The 19,754-nt window shown below is 43.3% G+C and carries 21 protein-coding genes; 9 read left to right on the forward strand and 12 right to left on the reverse strand.

Going from position 1 to position 19,754, the window contains the following annotated elements; genetic code table 11:
* The 4 genes from flgE to flgB are packed head-to-tail and all read right to left on the reverse strand — an operon-like array spanning position 1 to position 2,769.
* Positions 1 to 1,260, reverse strand: a complete 1,260-nt coding sequence (flgE, locus tag BSZ04_RS02845) for a flagellar hook protein FlgE (RefSeq protein WP_088879464.1) — start codon at positions 1,258 to 1,260, stop codon at positions 1 to 3.
* A gap of 26 nt (positions 1,261 to 1,286) precedes the next feature.
* Complete coding sequence (flgD, locus tag BSZ04_RS02850; RefSeq protein WP_088879465.1) at positions 1,287 to 1,970, reverse strand: flagellar hook assembly protein FlgD; 684 nt, start codon at positions 1,968 to 1,970, stop codon at positions 1,287 to 1,289.
* A complete protein-coding gene (gene flgC, locus BSZ04_RS02855; protein WP_010450822.1) occupies positions 1,970 to 2,404 on the reverse strand; it encodes a flagellar basal body rod protein FlgC in 435 nt (144 codons plus the stop codon). Before flgC ends, flgD begins: the two co-directional genes overlap by 1 nt.
* 2 nt (positions 2,405 to 2,406) lie before the next feature.
* Positions 2,407 to 2,769: a flagellar basal body rod protein FlgB gene (gene flgB / locus BSZ04_RS02860; RefSeq protein WP_088879466.1), complete on the reverse strand. Its 363-nt coding sequence runs from the start codon at positions 2,767 to 2,769 to the stop codon at positions 2,407 to 2,409.
* Between the two features lie 78 nt (positions 2,770 to 2,847).
* Here flgB and flgA point away from each other — a divergent pair, with 78 nt between their 5' ends.
* The 4 genes from flgA (at position 2,848) to BSZ04_RS02880 (ending at position 5,274) form a co-directional block, all read left to right on the forward strand.
* Positions 2,848 to 3,645 (forward strand): flagellar basal body P-ring formation chaperone FlgA, encoded by a 798-nt coding sequence (flgA, locus tag BSZ04_RS02865; RefSeq protein WP_167381298.1) that lies wholly within the window; start codon positions 2,848 to 2,850, stop codon positions 3,643 to 3,645.
* A gap of 163 nt (positions 3,646 to 3,808) precedes the next feature.
* The gene (gene flgM, locus BSZ04_RS02870; protein ID WP_088880227.1) at positions 3,809 to 4,090 is read left to right on the forward strand and encodes a flagellar biosynthesis anti-sigma factor FlgM; all 282 of its coding nucleotides are present in this window, start codon (positions 3,809 to 3,811) and stop codon (positions 4,088 to 4,090) included.
* 22 nt (positions 4,091 to 4,112) lie between these two features.
* Positions 4,113 to 4,550, forward strand: coding sequence for a flagellar export chaperone FlgN (flgN, locus tag BSZ04_RS02875; RefSeq protein WP_088879467.1), 438 nt, complete (start codon positions 4,113 to 4,115; stop codon positions 4,548 to 4,550).
* The gene (locus BSZ04_RS02880) at positions 4,531 to 5,274 is read left to right on the forward strand and encodes a lytic transglycosylase domain-containing protein (RefSeq protein WP_231896290.1); all 744 of its coding nucleotides are present in this window, start codon (positions 4,531 to 4,533) and stop codon (positions 5,272 to 5,274) included. The genes flgN and BSZ04_RS02880 overlap by 20 nt, the downstream gene beginning before the upstream one ends.
* A 351-nt stretch (positions 5,275 to 5,625) precedes the next feature.
* On the opposite strand, the gene BSZ04_RS02885 is transcribed toward BSZ04_RS02880, so the two are convergent.
* Positions 5,626 to 6,144, reverse strand: a complete 519-nt coding sequence (locus BSZ04_RS02885) for an NUDIX hydrolase (RefSeq protein WP_088879468.1) — start codon at positions 6,142 to 6,144, stop codon at positions 5,626 to 5,628.
* Positions 6,145 to 6,369: 225 nt separating this feature from the next.
* On the opposite strand from BSZ04_RS02885, the gene BSZ04_RS02890 reads away from it, so the two are divergent.
* Entirely contained in the window at positions 6,370 to 6,630 is a 261-nt protein-coding gene (locus tag BSZ04_RS02890) for a putative hemolysin (protein WP_088879469.1), read from the forward strand.
* A gap of 259 nt (positions 6,631 to 6,889) precedes the next feature.
* Positions 6,890 to 7,567 carry a hypothetical protein gene (locus tag BSZ04_RS02895; protein ID WP_088879470.1) on the forward strand — a complete coding sequence of 226 codons (678 nt, stop codon included), beginning with the start codon at positions 6,890 to 6,892 and terminating at the stop codon, positions 7,565 to 7,567.
* 15 nt (positions 7,568 to 7,582) lie between these two features.
* On the opposite strand, the gene BSZ04_RS02900 is transcribed toward BSZ04_RS02895, so the two are convergent.
* A complete protein-coding gene (locus BSZ04_RS02900; protein WP_088879471.1) occupies positions 7,583 to 8,419 on the reverse strand; it encodes a YdcF family protein in 837 nt (278 codons plus the stop codon).
* Positions 8,420 to 8,563: 144 nt separating this feature from the next.
* On the opposite strand from BSZ04_RS02900, the gene BSZ04_RS02905 reads away from it, so the two are divergent.
* Positions 8,564 to 9,934 (forward strand): L-serine ammonia-lyase, encoded by a 1,371-nt coding sequence (locus tag BSZ04_RS02905; protein ID WP_088879472.1) that lies wholly within the window; start codon positions 8,564 to 8,566, stop codon positions 9,932 to 9,934.
* 374 nt (positions 9,935 to 10,308) lie between these two features.
* Positions 10,309 to 11,793, forward strand: coding sequence for a peptide MFS transporter (locus tag BSZ04_RS02910; RefSeq protein WP_088879473.1), 1,485 nt, complete (start codon positions 10,309 to 10,311; stop codon positions 11,791 to 11,793).
* An 84-nt stretch (positions 11,794 to 11,877) separates the two neighbouring features.
* Here BSZ04_RS02910 and BSZ04_RS02915 read toward each other — a convergent pair whose 3' ends face one another.
* On the reverse strand, positions 11,878 to 13,149 hold the full coding sequence (locus BSZ04_RS02915) for an Nramp family divalent metal transporter (RefSeq protein WP_088879474.1): 1,272 nt from the start codon (positions 13,147 to 13,149) through the stop codon (positions 11,878 to 11,880).
* 228 nt (positions 13,150 to 13,377) lie between these two features.
* Positions 13,378 to 13,614, reverse strand: coding sequence for a VPA0252 family protein (locus BSZ04_RS02920; RefSeq protein ID WP_088879475.1), 237 nt, complete (start codon positions 13,612 to 13,614; stop codon positions 13,378 to 13,380).
* A 207-nt stretch (positions 13,615 to 13,821) separates the two neighbouring features.
* Here BSZ04_RS02920 and BSZ04_RS02925 point away from each other — a divergent pair, with 207 nt between their 5' ends.
* Positions 13,822 to 14,712, forward strand: a complete 891-nt coding sequence (locus BSZ04_RS02925; RefSeq protein ID WP_088879476.1) for a LysR family transcriptional regulator — start codon at positions 13,822 to 13,824, stop codon at positions 14,710 to 14,712.
* Here the strand turns inward: BSZ04_RS02925 and BSZ04_RS02930 are convergent.
* The 4 genes from BSZ04_RS02930 to BSZ04_RS02945 form a co-directional block, all read right to left on the reverse strand.
* The gene (locus tag BSZ04_RS02930) at positions 14,709 to 15,494 is read right to left on the reverse strand and encodes a phosphotransferase enzyme family protein (RefSeq protein WP_088879477.1); all 786 of its coding nucleotides are present in this window, start codon (positions 15,492 to 15,494) and stop codon (positions 14,709 to 14,711) included. The genes BSZ04_RS02925 and BSZ04_RS02930 overlap by 4 nt on opposite strands.
* A gap of 309 nt (positions 15,495 to 15,803) precedes the next feature.
* Positions 15,804 to 16,781 (reverse strand): outer membrane beta-barrel protein, encoded by a 978-nt coding sequence (locus tag BSZ04_RS02935; protein WP_088879478.1) that lies wholly within the window; start codon positions 16,779 to 16,781, stop codon positions 15,804 to 15,806.
* Between the two features lie 613 nt (positions 16,782 to 17,394).
* Positions 17,395 to 18,519 (reverse strand): M14 family metallopeptidase, encoded by a 1,125-nt coding sequence (locus tag BSZ04_RS02940; RefSeq protein ID WP_162531024.1) that lies wholly within the window; start codon positions 18,517 to 18,519, stop codon positions 17,395 to 17,397.
* 491 nt (positions 18,520 to 19,010) lie between these two features.
* Positions 19,011 to 19,370 (reverse strand): DUF3316 domain-containing protein, encoded by a 360-nt coding sequence (locus BSZ04_RS02945; protein ID WP_088879480.1) that lies wholly within the window; start codon positions 19,368 to 19,370, stop codon positions 19,011 to 19,013.
* Between the last annotated feature and the right edge of the window lie 384 nt (positions 19,371 to 19,754).

Raw genomic sequence — 19,754 nt, forward strand, 5'->3', positions numbered from 1 at the left:
TTAAACAGCGTTAAATAAGGCTTGAGTAAGCTTGTCACTGGTCGAAATGGTTTTCGCATTTGCTTGATAGTTGCGTTGAGCCGTCATTAAGCTCACCAACTCGTTAGTCAAATCGACATTTGAGCCCTCCAAGGCACCAGGAGTTAAGCTACCAAGAACCCCTGTACCAGGAACACCAATCGCAGGTGAGCCGGAGCCAAAGCTTTGAGTCCAAGCAGTGCCACTGACCTTGTTAAGATCTTGAGGGCTTGCAAAATCAGCCAAAACTACTTGGCCTTGTAGAAGGGACTGCCCATTCGTGTACGTAGCGTAAACTTCACCATTATCTTCAACACGAACGCCTGTCAGTTCACCTGATGCGTACCCATTAGGGCTGTTTGTGCTTACGCCGAATGCCGCACCGAACTGAGTTGTACCCGTTAGATCAACTTTGACGCTCATATCCTGTGCTCCAGGAGCTTTAAATGCGATGTTGAAAGGAGTTGTTGGCGTCGCTAACTTACCATCGCTGTCAAACGTAACGGTTTGCGCTGTAGTAGGAGCAGTCAAAGCTGTCGAGCCACCATCAACTTCAATATTCACTTGCCAAGTATTATCCGCGGTTTTAGTAAAGTACTGAGTTACTGTATGTGAGTTACCCAACGAATCATGTACTTTTGTTGTATAAGACGAGTGAAAGCTCTTTGGATCTGTTGAATCAAACGCAACGGCCGTTGGGTCATAAGCTGGATTTGTTTTATCTAGCTTAGGGTCACCTTTAGGAACAAGGTTTGTTGTGGAAGACGTCGCATCAAAGTTAGCAACAAAGTCCATTTTATCGGTCGCTTTTGCCCCTAAAGAAGCGTTGGAAATTTTAATGTCACCAACAGTACCGGACATAAGCTGGTTATTGCTATCAACGCTGTAGCCTTGCAGCTTTGCGCCATTGTTAGCGACAACATAGTTATTCTTATCGGGAGCGAAAATGCCTGCACGAGTGTACAGTGTTTGCCCTGAGTGATCTTTAGTCACAAAGAAGCCATTACCGTTTATCGCAAGATCCATCGCACGACCAGTGCTGGTTACTGTGCCGTTTTTATCAAAGTTTTGCGAAATTGATGCCACTTCAACACCACTAGCCTGCATTCCACTGTAAACCGATGAGAACTCGGTTCGAGCACCTTTAAAGCCGAATGTCGACGCATTCGCAATGTTGTTACTGATCGTATTCAATTCCGAGTTAGTAGCATTTAAGCCACTTAGTGCAATATTAAAGCTCATAACTGACCTATATTTTCCTTATTGGGTTAAGCACCAAACTGAGAGATTTGATAAAACGGGACGCTACCGACACCGTCAACTTTAACGAGAGCTGCGCCACCAGTACTTGGGATACGCACTTGTTCTACTTTTCCTGCCAACAAAACATTTGGGCTAGCCTGACCTTCTTCTACTTCAACTGAAACCGAATATTTGCCAGGCTTTAAACCGAGTTTTTCTGGGTCTATAGAAAAGTCCACATCCCCAGCAGCATGTGCACCAAGTGGCACCTTTGTTTTTTGACCATACTCATCTTTAACGACAAGCGTGACTTGGTTCGATGCATGTCCTAGCTCAATACGTCCACTTTGCACGCCTTCGTTGAGCTCAAACTCGTTGGATGAGACATAAACTGTTTGGCCAACCAAGCCAGCGGTAGATAGCACCTGCATGTTATCGAGCAATACCATGCTGTTTTGCATCAAGCCGGACATGTTTTCCATACTCTGAACTTGCGAGAACTGCGCAAGCTGGCCAACGTATTCAGTGCCGTCCAATGGGTTCAGAGGATCTTGATTTTGAATTTGCGCGACCATCAGAGTGATAAACTCATTCTCCAATGAAGTGGGGTTACTTGTGTCTCTAGGGTTATTGGACACTGCTGGTGTGTCATTTGAAGCCACGGCTACAGGGGTATCCGCTGATAGAGCGGTATATTGTGCAAGACTCATTAGCTGCCCTGCCCTAGCTTAAGTAAACCTTGTTGCATACTTTTCACATTAGCAAGAACTTCAACGTTGGTTTCAAAACTACGCGTTGCAGACATCATATCGGCCATTTCCGCCACAACATCGATATCAGGGTAATAAACATAACCCTCATCATTTGCTAAAGGATTATGAGGTTCAAATCGCTTCTCTGCCTGTCCTGCACTCTGCACTACATCTACAACACGCACTTCTGCATTTGGGTACGCACCGTTTTCTGTTGCCATTTGAGTCTTGTTATAAACCGTAGCAAAAACAGGCTTTAGCGCTTTATAGGCATCATTTGGATTAGCGGATACCGCATCAGCATTCGCCAAGTTACTCGCAACGGTGTTCAATCGCACAGTCTGTGCGTTCATCGCCGAGCCAGTAATTGAGTAAATATCAGTAAATGACATATTTAACGTCCTTCAATTGCTTTCGCCAGTCCATTAAATTTCATATTCAGAAACGTCAAACTGGTTTGAAAGTCCATATTGTTTTGGGTGAACTTTGCTTGCTCTACACCAAGCTCCACCGTATTCCCATCTTTACTATTTTGGTATGGCACCGTGTACTGTGTTTGTACCTGAAACTTCGGAACAGGTTTATTCACGCCACCGGTGCTCATTTGGCTCATAACAGTGGTAAAACTCAAATCTTTTGCCAGGTATCCAGGGGTATCAACATTTGCTAGGTTACTGGCGAGTACTTTGGTACGCTGAACACGGAAGTTAAGTGCGTCTGGGTGAACGCCTAGAGCACTATCAAATGTGATCGCCATTCAAGTTTCCTTTAAGTCGTTGTAATTCTGATAAATAAGAAACAAAATACATGCCAACAAAATAAAGCTTAACAATCAATGTTTTATAGAGATAACAGGAAATCAAACTTCCGCCTTACGGAAGAAAACAATAGAACTAGGAAACGAGGGAAAATGATGCTTCCGCGTATAATATTTCCGACGATTTTAGGGCTTTCTATCACTCCAAACATAGCCGTAGGTGCACCTAATGAAGACATCATCAGGCAGCATGTTTCCACTCAGTTTGAACAGGAAGTAACGCGATATGCCGACAACGCGGGATGGGGTAACTACCAGCTGAATTATGATTTATGGGTGCCAAAATCAGTAAATCATTTACCTAAATGCAGCCAACCACTTGTTATTTCTACACGAGATCATCAATCACAACCTGTTGGTAACCTAAAGCGCTCAGTTAGTTGTGATGACTTAACACATAGCTGGCGTATAAATGTAACTATAAAGTCTAGTGTGTCGTTAGATGTTGTTGTAGCGAACAACACCATCAACCGAGGCACTTTGATATCTGCTGCCGACCTAAAAATCGAACGCAGGACACTCTCAAAACAGGACGGCTTCTTTACCGAAATTACTAAAGTCAGCGGCAATGAAGCAGCAAGACGCATTCGCAGTGGCCAGCTACTAAGTCAGAGTAACGTTGAAACACCAGCATTGATTGAAAAAGGCAATGAAATTGTCTTGATAGCCAATAAAGATGGATTTACAGCAACGACGAAAGGCATCGCGCTAGAAACCGGCTATCGAGGAGAGCAAATCGAAGTTCAAAATAAAACTTCTGGTAAAGTCGTTCACGCTATTGTTACCGGACTGAATCAAGCACACACACAATTTTGATTTTGGACTCCAGTTATCACTTTTAAGTAAGAGCACTCGTAAAGAAATAAAATACGTTTCAAGATGAAAAGGTTTTGAGCATAAAAAATCATAAATTTGATTTAACTATCGTCAATCTATGGTCGCCTAAGTTCAATAGAAGACGATGATTGAGGATTACAAAATGAAAATCGATAAAGTTGCTGGCGGACACGTACCGCAAACAAGTTTACAGCAGACAACAAAAAAGCCTCTCGAAACCCCTGTAAGAGCGCAAGTTCAAGAGCACCAATTCCAAGCTGATACTTCTGCTATCGATAAAGCTCAAAAAGAGATGGCCTCTCTTCCTAACGTTGATATGGAGAAGGTGGAACAGATTCGAAGTGCCTTAACGAAAGGTGAGTTGAGCCTAGATACAAAGGCTTTATCGAAAGCTTTAATGCAGTTCCATACTGGTCACGAATAAACCGACTAACGAGGAAACCTGCATGGCATCACCAACGTCTCAGCTAATTCAAACATTTGTAAAAACTATTGCGGTTGATATAAAGCTCTATCAAGAGTTATTAAGACTCCTTCAGGAGCAAGCATCAATCTATCTAACGTTTGATAGTGAGGCATTAAATAGCAACATCGCGAAGCAGATGCCCATCCTCAATCAACTCGGGACTCATGCTACAGAAAGAAGTCTGTGCATGAGAAAATTGCACCTCCCTACGAATGAACAAAGTGTGCAACGTATATTTAATGCGCTTCCTGCAAAACTGAACGTCCAAGCCAGAGCTCAATGGAATACTCTTGAGGGTTTAATTAAGCAGTGCCAAACGTTTAATCAACGCAATGGACAAAGCTCAGCGGCGTTTCATGAGCTAATGAGTCAACTCAAACATCCTGTTCAACATACCTATGAAGAACACACCTTCTAACGTCAGTTTGATTCGCTCGCTCTCATTGCTACCATTCCTACACCGAAGGGCGAGCGCTTTTTTATTCATAGCTAGCTTACTTATCTCTCAAGTTGTCTATGGCCAACCCCAAACTCAAGCGATCCAACAGCAGGTAGCACTACTTCAACCCTATCAAGAACAGATAAATAAACGTCTTACACATTCTCAAGTTCTTGTCGGGCACATTGCCGAGCGCTTAACGAAAAAATCATTACCTAAATCTTTGATTCTCATTCCTATGCTCGAATCATCTTATAACACCCAAGCAGTATCTCACGCTGGTGCAGCTGGTTTATGGCAGCTAATACCATCCACCGCTAAACGTTTTGGCCTAAAAATAGACGCAACGAAAGACGAAAGATTTAACGCTCATGAAAGTACAGATGCTGCACTCGATTACTTAGCCTTTTTGTACAACAAATTTGGTGAAGATCTTTCCCTTACCTTAGCGGCATATAACGCTGGGGAAGGACGTGTTGACAGAGCAATACGACGAGCGAAAACTAATCATTATTCATCGTTAACATTACCAACGGAAACCACTCAATATGTTGCACGATTTTATGCATTGAACCAGATCGTCAATTTAGGAGAAGTGATCCCCCAACGACTGAAGTCGTATGCTTTGTTCGGCTCCAACTTTACAGCCAATAATCAGCCATTAGTTGACTTAAAACCTCTTCCGCCATTAATCAACCTATAGTGCTATATATTTTGTACGTGCGTATATTCCAACTCGTGATCTTGGTGCAAACATGTTCAAAAAAGTTACGGTATCTTATCTCGAAAGTAAGAATTAGCAGTGGTTAGATTCAAAGTACTCAGATTCTAGCAGTTAGCTTTATGATATCTGTCACTATAGAGATGTAATTGGTGTGTAATCTATCAGGTTAGACCTAATAATTATTTACACAATGAATATAAAACAGCTATTGTTTTTAACAGTAGATAACTCAAGATGACGCTTCGCTTGCGCGTCTGGAATGAGTCCGGGTTCCGGGGGGGAGCTCGGACTTTTTTATTGGGCGGGGTTTATAGCGTTAGTCGGTGTAATTTACAGCAGCTCTTTTGCGATTAACTGAAGTAAAAACGTTTCACGCTCGATACTCATTCCCTTTTTGGGGCTTTCTGCCATTGTCTTTTCATTGTGCGCAATCGCATCGTATACATTCATCCAAACTGGGCGCATACCATTCTTCACTTCGTAATCTTCATAGGAAGTATCACCTAGCTCACGATCAATCTTGCACGTGTAACAATATGACGTCATATGCATTACGTCTGCGTCGTCTTTGTACCAAGGGCGGAACTCTTCAAAAATACCGAACGGCTTAATGTTGTGAATGTTTTTTGCGCCTGTTTCTTCTTCTAATTCACGAACCAAACCCGCAATCACGTCTTCACCGTCATCAATACCACCGCCCGGCAGTGTGTAGTCATGATAGCGCTCGGTATAGAGTAGAAGAACATCTTCGCCATCGAGTACAATGGCACGCGCTGCGTTGCGTTGAAAGATGATTTTGTCATCCAGATGTTCAATGTCTTGGTGCGTGGTAGTTTTCAGGTGTCTCATCGCAGGATCCGCAGTGATTGTTTTGCGCGCATACTACCGAAATTCATCCACTTTCCCAAGTTTCAATTTCGGCCAGAAATTCGTATCGTGTGAACAGTGAGCCAATTCTAAAATTACGGATAATTAGCTTACAAGCGTCGTGCATTTAACAAACATAAGACAGTATTTTTATTAAACTCTCCTATAATCAACACACTAATCGTAAATCCCATGCGGAGATCAAGAATGAAAAAGACTACTTTAGTTATGTCAGTGGCAGCAGCAATGGTGTTGGCAGGTTGCTCTACTTATGACGGTGCCACTCGCTCAAACGAATACACATCCGCAGCAAACCCAGCAGCGGTGTACTGTGTACAGCAAGGTGGCGAACTAGATACAGTGACTGAAAATGGTGAGCGCGTAACTTACTGTTTGTTGTCTGAAAATGAGCGTGTTGAGCAGTGGGAATACTACCGAAATAATCACAAAGAAGACGCTGAGTTATAAGTTCATTCGCAATTGCGCAATCTAAGATTACAAAAAACAATAAAAGGAGCCTCGTGCTCCTTTTTCCTTCCCATAAACATCAGAAATTTCTTGTGGTTAGCCCTCTTGTCCTTGACTTACCGCATAACCACACCATATCGAACAGCGTTTTATTTCTGACACTCCCCTGACATTACTTTCCAACCGGTCAATAAAATTTCTCGCGCACATCACGAAATTTCACGTTTTTTCCACATTTTTATTGGAGCGGGTGGTCAGGATGAAAACAGATACAGTCAAACAAGCCGAATCGGCACAATCCAACCTTGTTACAGCAAACTCAAAAATCACTGAAGAGTCAAAGCGCATCATCTACAAAGCGATGTTGAGTGCGTTGACCATCATTGCGATTAGTATTTTAGTGAACTTGAGCATTCGCGTAGACTACGTCCTCTTAGGCTCAAGCTTAGGTGAAACATCCGTCACTGAAACGCTTCAACTAATCATGTTAGCCGTTGCGTCTTGGTCTTTCTTTCGCGTTTCTAGACAAGAAAGCCATGTGTCGCACGCAGCGATCCTTATCTCAGGTTTCTTTGCTGTATTGATGATCCGTGAATTGGATTACTGGTTTGATATGATTCGTCATGGTTCATGGGTTTTCCCTGCCCTCGCAGTGACTGCTTTAGCGTGTGCCAAAGCGTACCAAGGTGGTAAAGGTACAGTGAATGAGATGGCAGCCATTCTACAATCGCCGTACATGAAGTTGCTTATCGGCTCTGTGATCCTGTTGTTGGTTTTCTCTCGCCTATACGGCATGGGCAGTTTCTGGCAGCACGTAATGGGTGAGCACTACGTACGCGATGTGAAAAACATCTCTGAAGAAGGCATCGAGTTACTTTGTTACAGCCTAATCGCGCTTAGTGCGGTACGCACACGTCGCGAACTTAAGCGTCAGTAAGTTGAAGTTGCTTAACTAGCCATACGCTTCAGGGTCAAGTTGCAGGTTCAACGCCGTTAATATCGGATGAAATACTGCTAGCGCTTGCTCTGCTGCACCAACTGAATCATCAAAGGCCGTCATTTCGATGGCCTTTTTCATGTCTGCAATTTGCTTTTGAACATCTTGTCCTAACTGCAACACTTGTAGCCTCTCTATAGCTTGACGAGCGATTGCTAAAGGCTTTTCTCGTACCTCAGCCAAATCACGCTTAAATACGTCACGCTTTACGCCTTCTAGATACACTCGGTAGGTCGTAAGCTCATCAAACAGCAGAAATGCCTCGGCTAACACACCAGTATTTGGGTAAGGCACACTTATGTGTTTAGACAGTTTGAGTGGAATACTGAGGTTTATTCCCATTTCCGTGCAACGCGATTTTAACACTCTCAGCAGACCTTGCTCGTCCATCAGCGTTTGAATCTCAATAATCCGTTCCAAATGGTAATCGTTAGAGAGCAGCATTACTTCAATGGTTTGCCCTGTTTGGCAAAGACCGCTCTGTAACAGTTCTACAGCAGCATTCTGCATGTTCTGTACAGTATTTAATGAACGGTTCTCGATGATCATTTGATGCTCAGGAAAGTCGACGCCTTTTACCTCCATCAGATGACGAAAGTAACAATACATTGCGTCCGCTTCGGAAACCGTCTGCCCTTGGGTTATCCCACCACAAAACACCAATACCGTAGTATCAAAGCACAGCTCGTTTAAAACATTGAATAGCGCTTCAACACGCGAACGGCCCTCAGCGCTTAGCTTATCGTGCACCAAACGCTTACCTAGAATGATCACTACTTTGTTTAACTTCATTACCGAGATCTCAATTACTCATACATTAGCGAACAATTTGTATACAAAGTTTTGCTTTGCCAATACCCTTTCTGATATTAACATCTAATTAACAATGTCATTCTAGAGACCTGGATAAAGGTCCGTAGAGAAAGGAAGTCAATTATGCTGTCGATTTTCGATATTTTTAAGGTCGGTGTTGGTCCATCCAGTTCCCACACCAATGGCCCAATGCTCGCAGGTTACCATTTCACTCAACTACTTAGCGACTCTATGGCGAAAGTACACAAGGTGCAAGTTGACCTTTACGGTTCTTTGTCGCTGACTGGCAAAGGCCACCACACTGACCGGGCAACAGTGCTTGGCTTGATGGGAAATAAACCCGATACCATTAAGATGACCAGCGCCAAGAGTGCACTACAATATACGATTGAACATGGCACGCTCTCTGTCGCGGGCGTACATGAAATCGTATTTAGCTATGATCACGATATTGTGTTCCACAGTGACAACCTTCCATTACATGAAAATGGCATGACCATTACGGCTTTTGATGCAGCTGGCAATCAAGTCGCGTTTGAGACTTATTACTCCATCGGCGGTGGCTTTATTGCAACCGCAGCCGAACTGGAAAACGGCAGTGACGAAGCGGAAGTGCAAGTGTCTTTCCCGTTCAAATCAGCCGATGAAATGCTAGAGAAAGCAGAACAAAATGGCTTGAGTTTAGGTGGAATGATTCTGCAAAACGAACGAGCGTTCCGTGAGCAGGAAGAGATCGACCAAAAAGCCGAACAGATCTGGAAAGTAATGTCGCTGTGTATGCAGCGTGGCTTCGATACCGAAGGTATTCTCGAAGGCGGTTTAAACGTAACACGCCGTGCACCAAACCTACTTAAAAAGCTCGAAGCAAATGCGGCAGTGGAAAACGATCCAATGGAGATCATGGATTGGATTAACCTATTTGCTTTCGCCGTGAGTGAAGAGAATGCCGCCGGTGGTCAAGTAGTTACGTCGCCAACCAACGGTGCTGCCGGTGTTATCCCAGCAGTATTGATGTATTACCACCGCTTTATCAAAGAGCTAGACAACAAACAATTGAAAGACTTCTTGGCCGTAGCTGGTGCGATTGGTATTTTATACAAAACCAATGCTTCTATTTCTGGCGCCGAAGTCGGCTGCCAGGGTGAAGTCGGTGTTTCATCTTCGATGGCAGCAGCAGGCTTAACCGCACTGCGCGGTGGCAGTAATGAACAAATCTGTATTGCCGCAGAGATCGCCATGGAGCACTCGTTAGGCATGACCTGCGACCCAATTGGCGGTTTGGTTCAAGTTCCGTGTATCGAACGAAATGCGATGGGCGCGATGAAGGCAATCAACGCATCACGCATGGCACTGAAACGCACCAGCAAATGTCTTATTTCATTAGATAAAGTTATCGAAACCATGTACCAGACTGGTAAAGACATGAATAAGAAATACCGTGAAACATCACTTGGTGGTCTCGCGGTGATTCATATGGCGCCACCGTGCGAATAGCATACTTTATATCAGCTATTACTAATTAATAACTCTCATTGTTGGCGGACAAAATTCCGCCAACGCCTTTATTCTTCCATAAAAATTCCGCTATCTCATACCCTACTTAACATCGCCTATTATTTCGGCTACTTTTCAAAATCTTAAAAACCAACAAAGAATATTAATCTTAGAAAATGTTATTTTTTGGTCATTTATTCACATAATTACCAGTTGATCTAGAACAACACATTAGTAAGGCAAACGTTTCGCATTAGAAAATTTAGTGCATTAAATTCGTTTTATGCGACAATTGTTTCAATATGTAACATACCGTTTAAGTAACATTTAACAGAAATAATAACTACCTTTCTCGCAATAGTGAGTATTTAATTATGTGGAATAAACTAAATAAATCTATGATGTTCTGCCAAATGATGTTTGGCTTATCATTTTATGGCGTGTTGGTCAGTCTAACGCGTTTTTTCTTAGAGGATCTGAATTACAACGAAGCTGATACCATGATGATCGTGGGTGCCTTTTCGGCAATTGGCCCCCTATTTGCGATTGCTGGCGGTTTCATCGCTGATAAATTTTTAGGTGCCTACCGTTCTCTATCGATTGCCTTCCTAGCTTTCGCATCTGGTTACGTACTGCTTGTTCTTGGCGCTTCTGCAACCAACGTACCGCTTTCTATGTGTGGTATCGCACTAGCAAGTTATGGTCGTGGTTTGATGTCTCCTTCTTACCCTAGCCTGTACAAACGTACCTTCAAGTCTCAAGAAGACTTTGAGAAAGGCTACCCGATCAACTACTCGGTGAACAACGTAGGTGCCTTCTTAGGTCAATACCTGTTCCCAATGATTGTATTGGTGATTGGCTTTAACGGAGGTTTCACTATTTCTGCCGTAATGGCGGGCGCAGCTTTGGTCATGCTACTTATGTTCCGCAAAGGCTTGGTTGGTGTTGCTTCTGAGCTAGACAAAAAAACGGTTAGCATGAAGAACTGGATCTTCTTTGCGATTATTTCTGTGGCGATGATCGCATTGGTATTCTTCATGTTCTCTAACATGGATATCGGTCAAAACATCGTTTATGCCATCGGCGGCGCCGCAATTCTATACTTCATCTCTTTGATGATGAAAGCAAGCAAAGCCGAATCATTGAAGATGGGCACTATCCTGATCGTGACTTTCCTTACCACGTGTTTCTTCGTTTATTACGGCCAGATGATGACCTCAATGAACATGGTAGCAATCAACACACTGAAAGGTTCTCTATTTGGCTTCATTCCACTAGAGCCTGAAGCTGCAATGGCAATGAATCCTCTATGGTGTATGGTTGGTGGCCCTATCGTTGCCGGCTTCTTCGGTATGCTAGAAAAACGCGACATTCACCTATCAACGGCGACTAAGATTGCATTGGCATTTGTTCTAACCGCTATCGCGTTCGGCATTCTGACTTTCGCGGTAACAACGGTTGGTGAAGATGTGATTATCCTGCCTGAAATCTTCCTAGCGATTCACTTCTTCCAAGCAATCGCAGAAGTTATCGTAGGTTCAATGGTCGTAGCATTCATCCTATCTGTAGCTCCTAAGCACATTGAAAACTTCTCAGTAAGCTTGTTCTCTGTAGCCATCGCGCTCAGCGGTATCGTTGGCGCCGCATTCTCGACTTCTATCGCTCTAGAAAAAGGTCAAGAAATCACACAAGAGATCGTACAACACGTGTACGGCGATTACTTCCAACTGCTGACTATCCTAGCGGTTGTGATGGTTGCTATCGCACTAGGTGCATCATTCATTATTCGTAAGATGCTTGAAGCAGCAAAACGCAGCGAAGCAGAAATGGAAATGGTTGAAGCAAGCGCGCAAAACTAATTTTCTACTTAGCCTAAAAACAAAAACGGAAGCCAATTGGCTTCCGTTTTTTTATCGACAGAGTTTGTTATCAGAACGCCATTGCTATGCTGTAAGCGTTACCATTAAGTAAGCATTTAATGCCAACACCAAAGAAACAATCACCACACCAGCATAAGACACCCATTTGTTATTTTTGAACTCGCCCATCAAGCGTTCGCTGTTGGTAAAGAGAAGCAATGGGATAATCGCCAGCGCAATACCAAAGCTCAATACCACTTGGCTCATCACCAAGATATCGGTGGTGTTCATGCCCAAACCAATAACGACAAACGAAGGAGCCATAGTAATAAAGCGACGTACCCACATCGGGATAGAGAAGCGCACAAAGCCTTGCATCACCACCTGGCCTGCCATTGTGCCTACTACCGTCGAGGATAAACCAGAAGCGATCAGAGACACACCAAACAACACAGAAGCAGCTTTACCTACCAATGGCGTTAGCGTCATATATGCTGTTTCAATTTCCGCCACATGTTGATTGCCCGAGTAATGGAAAACCGCAGCTGCCATCGCCACAATTGCGATGTTCACAAAGCCAGCAATCACCATCGCAATCAATACATCAAAACGAGTGGTACGAAGGCGAGTTTTTGTGCTTTCACCGTAACTGTTTTTGAACAATGCCGAGTGAAGATAGATCACGTGAGGCATTACGGTCGCGCCCAGAATACCGGCAGCAAGGTAGATTTGGTGGGAATCCGTAAACGTTGGAGTCAGCAGACCTTTGACCATTTCACCGCCCGCAGGGTGTGCAAAAAACAGTTCAGCAATGTAGATAACCGCCACCAACATCAAAAGTGAACCAATCACGACCTCTAGCGGTTTTTGACCTTTCTGGTTAAGCATCAAAATCATAACGGTTGCTACCGCAGTGATCATCGCACCTTCCATTAGGCTAATTCCAAACACCAACTGAAAGCCGACTGCTGCACCGATGAACTCGGCAAGGTCTGTCGCTATCGCGATGATTTCAGCTTGAATCCAGTAGAAGCCCACCGCCCATTTATTTGGTAAGTGGTCGCGTAGATGCTCTGCGAGATTTTTGCCCGTGACGATACCGAGCTTGGCGGACAAATACTGAATCAACATCGCCATTAGGTTTGCCCATAGCACTACCCAAAGTAGCTGGTAACCAAATGAAGATCCGGATTCAATATTCGTCGCAAAGTTGCCTGGGTCGATGTAACCAATCGCCGCAATAAACGCCGGGCCTAGCATCATCATTTTGCGTTTGATTTTATTGAATGCCGAAACTTTTGATGTTGTGGCTGCATCTAAATGTATGGATGCATTATTTATCGATACATTACTCATGGCGATATTCCTCTCTAGTCGATGAGAGAATCATACGCCCACCCAAATGATAATCAATATCATTTGGGTGCACAAAAACGGTAATTAAGATTTCAGCAATTAATTTTCAATCATCGATAAGCAAAAGCTATCAAACCATTCTATTGAATTTTCCTTGCTATCGACCAAAAACAACAATGCCGCGGTAAACGCGGCATTGAGAGTGGGGATAATTTCGTGTGCTGTCGATCAGTCGCGACGGCCACGTAATTGAATCGGTTGGTTAGAAGCGTCGGTCTGGATCATAACACCACCGTAAGTAGCGTCGTTTCTACCTTTAAGCGTTAGGTTTGAATCCGCGCGTTCCACATCAACTTGGTTTGCTTGGCCCATTGTCATATCAATTGTACCTGTGTATGACCCATCACCAGCGAATGCTACATTTACAGAACAAACCATTAAGCCTAGTGCGATTAGTTTTTTCATACGTCACCTCGATTTCTGTGGTACATCGTTTCGATGCAGAAACTGTAGCAATGCACGTTGAGTAGCACGAGGAAAACTCGGATTTACCAAATGGAAACCCTAGGTCAAAAACGCTTTTCAGCCATAACCTTAGAATTGACCACCCCTTGTCTTTTGTCTTGAGGGACGGAGTTATGATTCCTTGGCAATATTAGCTGGAGTATAAAAATGACAATCAATCTGGATATGCAAAATGTCTTGGTACTAAAGCGTATGTATGAGATGCGTAACGTTCGCTTAGTAGCAGATACCTTAGGCAAAACGTCAGGAGCAATCAGTAAGACCCTCACAAAATTGAAAGCCCAGCTCAATGATCCTCTCTTTATTCAAACGAAGAATGGCTTTGAACCAACTTCCTTCGTTGAGGTCAACATGCCACATTTTGAGCAAATTCTCGCCAGCATAGATGCAATCAAACCAAAAGAATTTTCACCCGCACTGTTTTCCGGCGAAGTCTCAATCTATGCCAATACGCTCTTCTGGGATCGCTTTGGGGATAAACTTTATTTAGAGTTAATAGAACAAGCCCCGAGTGCCACATACACATTCTTAAGATGGGGCGCCGATGCTCGAAGTCGCATCATTGATGGTGAGAATGCAATCGCGATCCACTATTTTGACGAAGACTTGCCACAGTCTGTTGCCCAAAAAGAACTAGGCAAAGGCAAAGCCGTCTTCTTTGTGCGCAATGATCACCCTGCTCGAGACTTCCAATCGCTCAGTGAATACACCCTGTTATTATTCAAAACACCGGGCTGGAATGACCACAAATACCCTCTTTTGGAGCGCTTAAAGAACATCGGTTTCAATGTCACACCAAAAGTGGAAATCGAGCATCCAGCTATGATCCACAACATCATCATGCAAACCGATCACTTCGGCATCACCATGAGTGGTAACGTTCCTGAAGAATGTCGCAGCATCGATTTGCCAAACGGACTAGAGCTCGGTGTTAGTTTTGTCATGAGCTGTCGTCGTTCTCAACAACACGATCCACAAAACCAATGGTTGTTTGATGTCATTAAATCTACTATCAAACAGCACACCAAGCCTGATTAGTACTTGAAGTGGCCAAGCACGCCGAGCGTGATCGCTTGACGATGTTTATTTATATACTCAATATCATGTAAATAAGCTGTGTGGTGGCCATCTTCCATATTAGCTTGGAATTGTTTGTCCCCATTGATGGCCATCGTTCGCATATGGTCCACCAACGCCGTCAGCCGTAGCGTCATCATTTCCACCAATTCTTCACGCTCTAATCGGGTACAACCATAGGCATCACAGAAGATTTTTGCTCGACAAATTTGCTCCTCAAGCTTGCCCATTTTGTCATTTTCATCGGTCTTAAATGGTGCCCAGCCATAAACAGACAGCGCAATATCCCAGATGCGAGGAGCTGGATGAGCCGTATCAAAATCGAACACACCAACCACTATTTCACCCTCTAACGCCACATTATAAGGCATGAAATCACCATGACAGATCACCTCTTGCGGCGAGCGGGCGGGTAGCATCCAATGATGCACATCTTGTGTATTTTTCTTGAGGAAACTTTCTGATGCATCATGAAAACGACGAAGCAACTTTGCAGCGGACTTCAATGCGCTAAGCGAAGCTAGTTGACCTTCGAGGGGGTAGTTGTAAGTTTCCCCTTCAACAAAAGTCAGCAACTCTTTTCCACCTTCAATGGCGATCGCCTGTGGGCAAGCAGTAAAACCATGACTGTGCAAGTGTTTGAGTAATTGATGAACCGTCATAGTCCAGTGACTTGCAGGCCGACTGACCAGTTCCCCTTTACGATAAATGGCATTCTCTCTGCCCCCTTGTAACGCTTCCATTACGACTCCTTAATAGCCAGAGCGCGCGCTCTTTGAATGATGAGGAAATGAAACGATCCAAAATATCTTAGCACCCAATTTTTTCTCTAGGAGAGGAATAGTGTTTCAGGTTGTAAGATAGAGTTAACGTCTAATGGGCAGAGTAATTCTCGCTTAGGGTTGGGTGGGATACTTGTTAAATGCCCCACCGTCCGAATGTCTCAACCACTAAACACTGAAAACCAAAATAAGCGATAGTTCATGATCACTAACAAATAAAAAAGCCAGCGATAAACGCTGGCTTTTAAAAAATACTAAGTTAATAACGAATTATTTAACTTCTTCAGTTGTTTGGTATTGGAATGCAGGAACAACCGCTTCTACGCGACGGTTCTCTTCACGACCTTCGCGAGTTTCGTTACTTGCTACTGGGTTAGCTTCGCCCATACCTTTAACTGTCATACGGTCTGCTGCGATACCTTCAGCTTGGAAGTACTCAGCAACTGCTTGTGCACGCTTCTCTGTTAGCTGTTGGTTGTAAGCTTCAGAACCCGTTGTATCACTGTAGCCAGAAATTTCAACTTGAGCTTGTGGGTAAGTGTTCATTAGCTCAACAGTACCGTTGAACGCAGAAGCATCTTGTAGTTCAGCACTTTCTAGACCAAATTGCGCTGTTGCTGTTTGAGCAGGGAACTCGTTTTCAACGATACGAGTCGCTGGGCGAGTTTCAACTACTTCTTGAGCTACTTCTTCTTGAACAACTGGCTCAGAACCAAACTTGTAGTTGAAGCCAATACCGAAGAAGTCTGCATCCATATCGTTGATAATGTCATCAGACATATCTTGGTAACGTTGGTACTCAGCGCGCAGGCTCCAGTTGTAGTTGATTTGGTATTCAGCACCTAGAGAGCCAGTTGGTACGAAATCTTTCTCGTCACCAGCCATCATGTATGCAGCACCTACTTTAGCGAATAGGTTCCAAGAATCAGTTAGTGGTAAGTTGAACTTAGGAGCAAGAGTCAGTGCCCATAGGTCACCGTCTACTGTATTTAGACCAGGCTTGTTGAAGTTAGCCTTAAAGTTACCTAGGTAATCAACGCCATATTCAGCTGCAACGTATTCATTGAAGTTGTAGCCAATATGCATGCTAGCAGCAACGCTATCATCGTCACATGGTGCATTTAGGTGGCATGCATCATTTAGAGAGTTGTAGCCAAGCTTGCCGCCGATGTAAGTGTCTGCAAGAGCAACATTCGACATTACGCCACCAGCTAGAACGGTAGCCACTGCAAGTGCGATTTTTTTCATTATTTTTACCTTTAATACGAAGGTGACCCGACTACTCTCTACCACCTATAGCGGTCATCACGACAGTCAGAACCTACACTGTTTCAAGTGATTAAAAATTACGTCAACAATACAACCATACTCATCTAAATGATGCCTTAAGTAAGTATTCCCCATCCAAAACCATGGCTAGGATCTTGACCCACAACGGTCTCTATTTTCTTCCTGCACTGATAAGTCAGTTAAAAACAAAAAAGAACAGTTCTCTCGGATCATTCACTTCCAAGACAAGGGCTATCCGACTTGAGCCTCATGTGTAGATAGCGACTAGAGAAGCTTTTGGCAGTAGTGAGTGCCAACATACACATCGAATACATATGCTTTATAAATGGTTGAGATTAGATAACTTTTGTGACGTAAATCTCAAAAGCGACTTTAACAGAACAACTCTCTTTATCGTAAATTAGATTTCTTATCGTAACGATTAGTTATTCTAATCAATAGCCAGATAAGCACCAGAAACTGAAGGATTTTTGTTTTAGTTGGCGAAAAAATTGACACAAACCACACATAAGGTGAGGAAAAGTCCTACAAAGAACACAGCCCGCGAAGTGCGGGCTGTTAACGAAATGGCTTAAATCTTGTCTGAGACCGCCAATGTGGCTGCCAAAACATCTTGCCCAAACAGCACACTACGCTCAGGTGACCACCCGTAAAGTGGGTCTGGATAGTTGTTGTTATCTTTGAATGGCATCTCGATAGTGTAAGACAAACACTTGAATTGCTCCGCCACCCAGTTAGAGCCAACAGTTAGGTTCGCTTTACCTGGCTCGTCTTTGTCGTAACCAATCTCGTCTTGGAATTCTGGTGTAATGGTTAGGAGTGCTTGTTTGAACGCACTTTCCAACTCAGCCATCCCCTCATCATATGAAGGAATTCCTTCAGAACCTGCTACGAAGTTGTAAGGAATCGCCTCATCACCATGAATATCTAGGAACATATCTACGCCAATTTCTAGCATTCGCTCACGAACTAGGAATACTTCAGGACTCTTTTCCATTGATGGCGTTTGCCACTCGCGGTTGAGGTTTACGCCCACAGCGTTAGTACGCAAATGACCACGAATACCACCGTCTGGGTTCATGTTTGGTACCACGTAAAGTACTGCTTTTTCTAGCAGTGCTCGCGCTACAGTATCATTTTCGTCTAGCAGACGTTGGATCATACCTTCCATAAACCATTCCGCCATGGTCTCGCCTGGGTGCTGACGGGCGATCATCCAGATTTTCTTTTTACCATCTTCTGGCTCACCAAAGGTCAATAAGCTCATATCGTTACCATCAAGCGTATGACCCAAAGTTTCCAATTGGCAGTGATGGGCACTTTGTGCCATGTGTAACAGGTCTAGGTGACGATCGTAGGTGTATGGTGCAAAATACGCGAAGTAGATTGAGTTGCGCTCTGGGATAACAGTGAAACTCAGCGTATCGCCATCGAACTCTGCTGGAACACGGAACCACTCTTCACGATCATAAGACGCAACCACGTCGTAACCTTGCCAGCCTTCTGGGTAAGCTGATTTCGCTAGGTCTAGTAGTTTAATGGTGTGTGATTGCTCAGCTTCAGTCTCAAGACGAAAGTGAAACCACTGGTAGAATTCCGACATATTGTCGTTAGGAATTTTAAGTTGGATGTCGTTTTTATCGTCCGCTTTCACTACGTGAATGCTGCCGCTATCGAAGTTGCTGAATACTTTCATTCTATTACTCACCTTTTGCATCTGAGCTTGAAAGAGTGAGGCTAACACAAAGGCAACAAGAGCCCCTATTACTTTTACCTCTAGACCATCTGTTTGCGAGAAAAACATGCTGTTCACTCAGAATTACTAGGGGTTTCAAAATAGAGAAGTACACTATTCAGCGTTGGTAATAACTTCAGACATATACACTATACTCGAGTGACTTCAAGATGCAGCGTTCAGAGCGTTGTCACTGATTCTCTGTTTACCAAAAGTAAGCAAGGAAAACAACGAAGCGGAATAGTTAGCTCTTTCCAAGTTGTTTGACGAAGCTATTTATTTAGCAAAGAACGTACTTCAGTGACACGCTCCCGAAAGGCGAGTTGCCTCGGTTCGCATGCTTCGTTAACAATATTCGATTTAAATAATATATAAGCTTTAGTGGCCAAGGCCAAAAAGCTTATATATTATGAAGTAAGGATAGAAAATATAACTTAATGTTCTATTTATGACTATCGGTTACCTGATTCTCGCATGCGATACTTATATTTTAAACTTAGTACTGGCTGATATGATATTTGTCCATTGGATTGGAGGAACTCATCAACGGTCACTTTTGCATTGATAACTTTAAACGATTGACGATCGACAAGTTCGAATGGAGTCTTAAGTTCATCACGAAGCTGCGGTGATGATTTACTTTGATAGCTCTGAATCATTTCAAAGCCTTCATCATAAGCAGCTTGCTTGCTATCTACGATAATACCATGAATAGTCTCAATATTATTTTCCCAATGATAACCACCTGCTTGGACGATAATTGGAACTGTACCCAATGCGATAATACTTACTAAAGAAATTAAACGCTTCATAATGTTCTCCTTACTTACCTATAAATATCGAATTCATAGAAGTCGATTTATTTAGGGTACATATAGAGACCTTTTTTCATTCAGTTTAATTTCAAATCCAATAAATTATTTCATCAAAGATGAGAAATATATTTCAATCCATATATTTAGCAGAAAAATTTGTATTTAAGCTCACAACGAGCGTTTATCAATATTCTAATTAGTTATAGGTACCGATTCTTTATAACTCATCTAAGCAAATCACCTCAATTCCGACATACCCTTACCAACCCATACAATACTATGTGTTCGTCTTCTCTTAAGATAAATAAAAAACACCATTCAAAATCAACATGTCAAAGCAAACCCATGCAAGCGTTCTATGTACAGCTGTTGTTTCCGGTT

Source organism: Vibrio rotiferianus, from assembly GCF_002214395.1.
Classification (GTDB): Bacteria; Pseudomonadota; Gammaproteobacteria; order Enterobacterales; family Vibrionaceae; genus Vibrio; species Vibrio rotiferianus.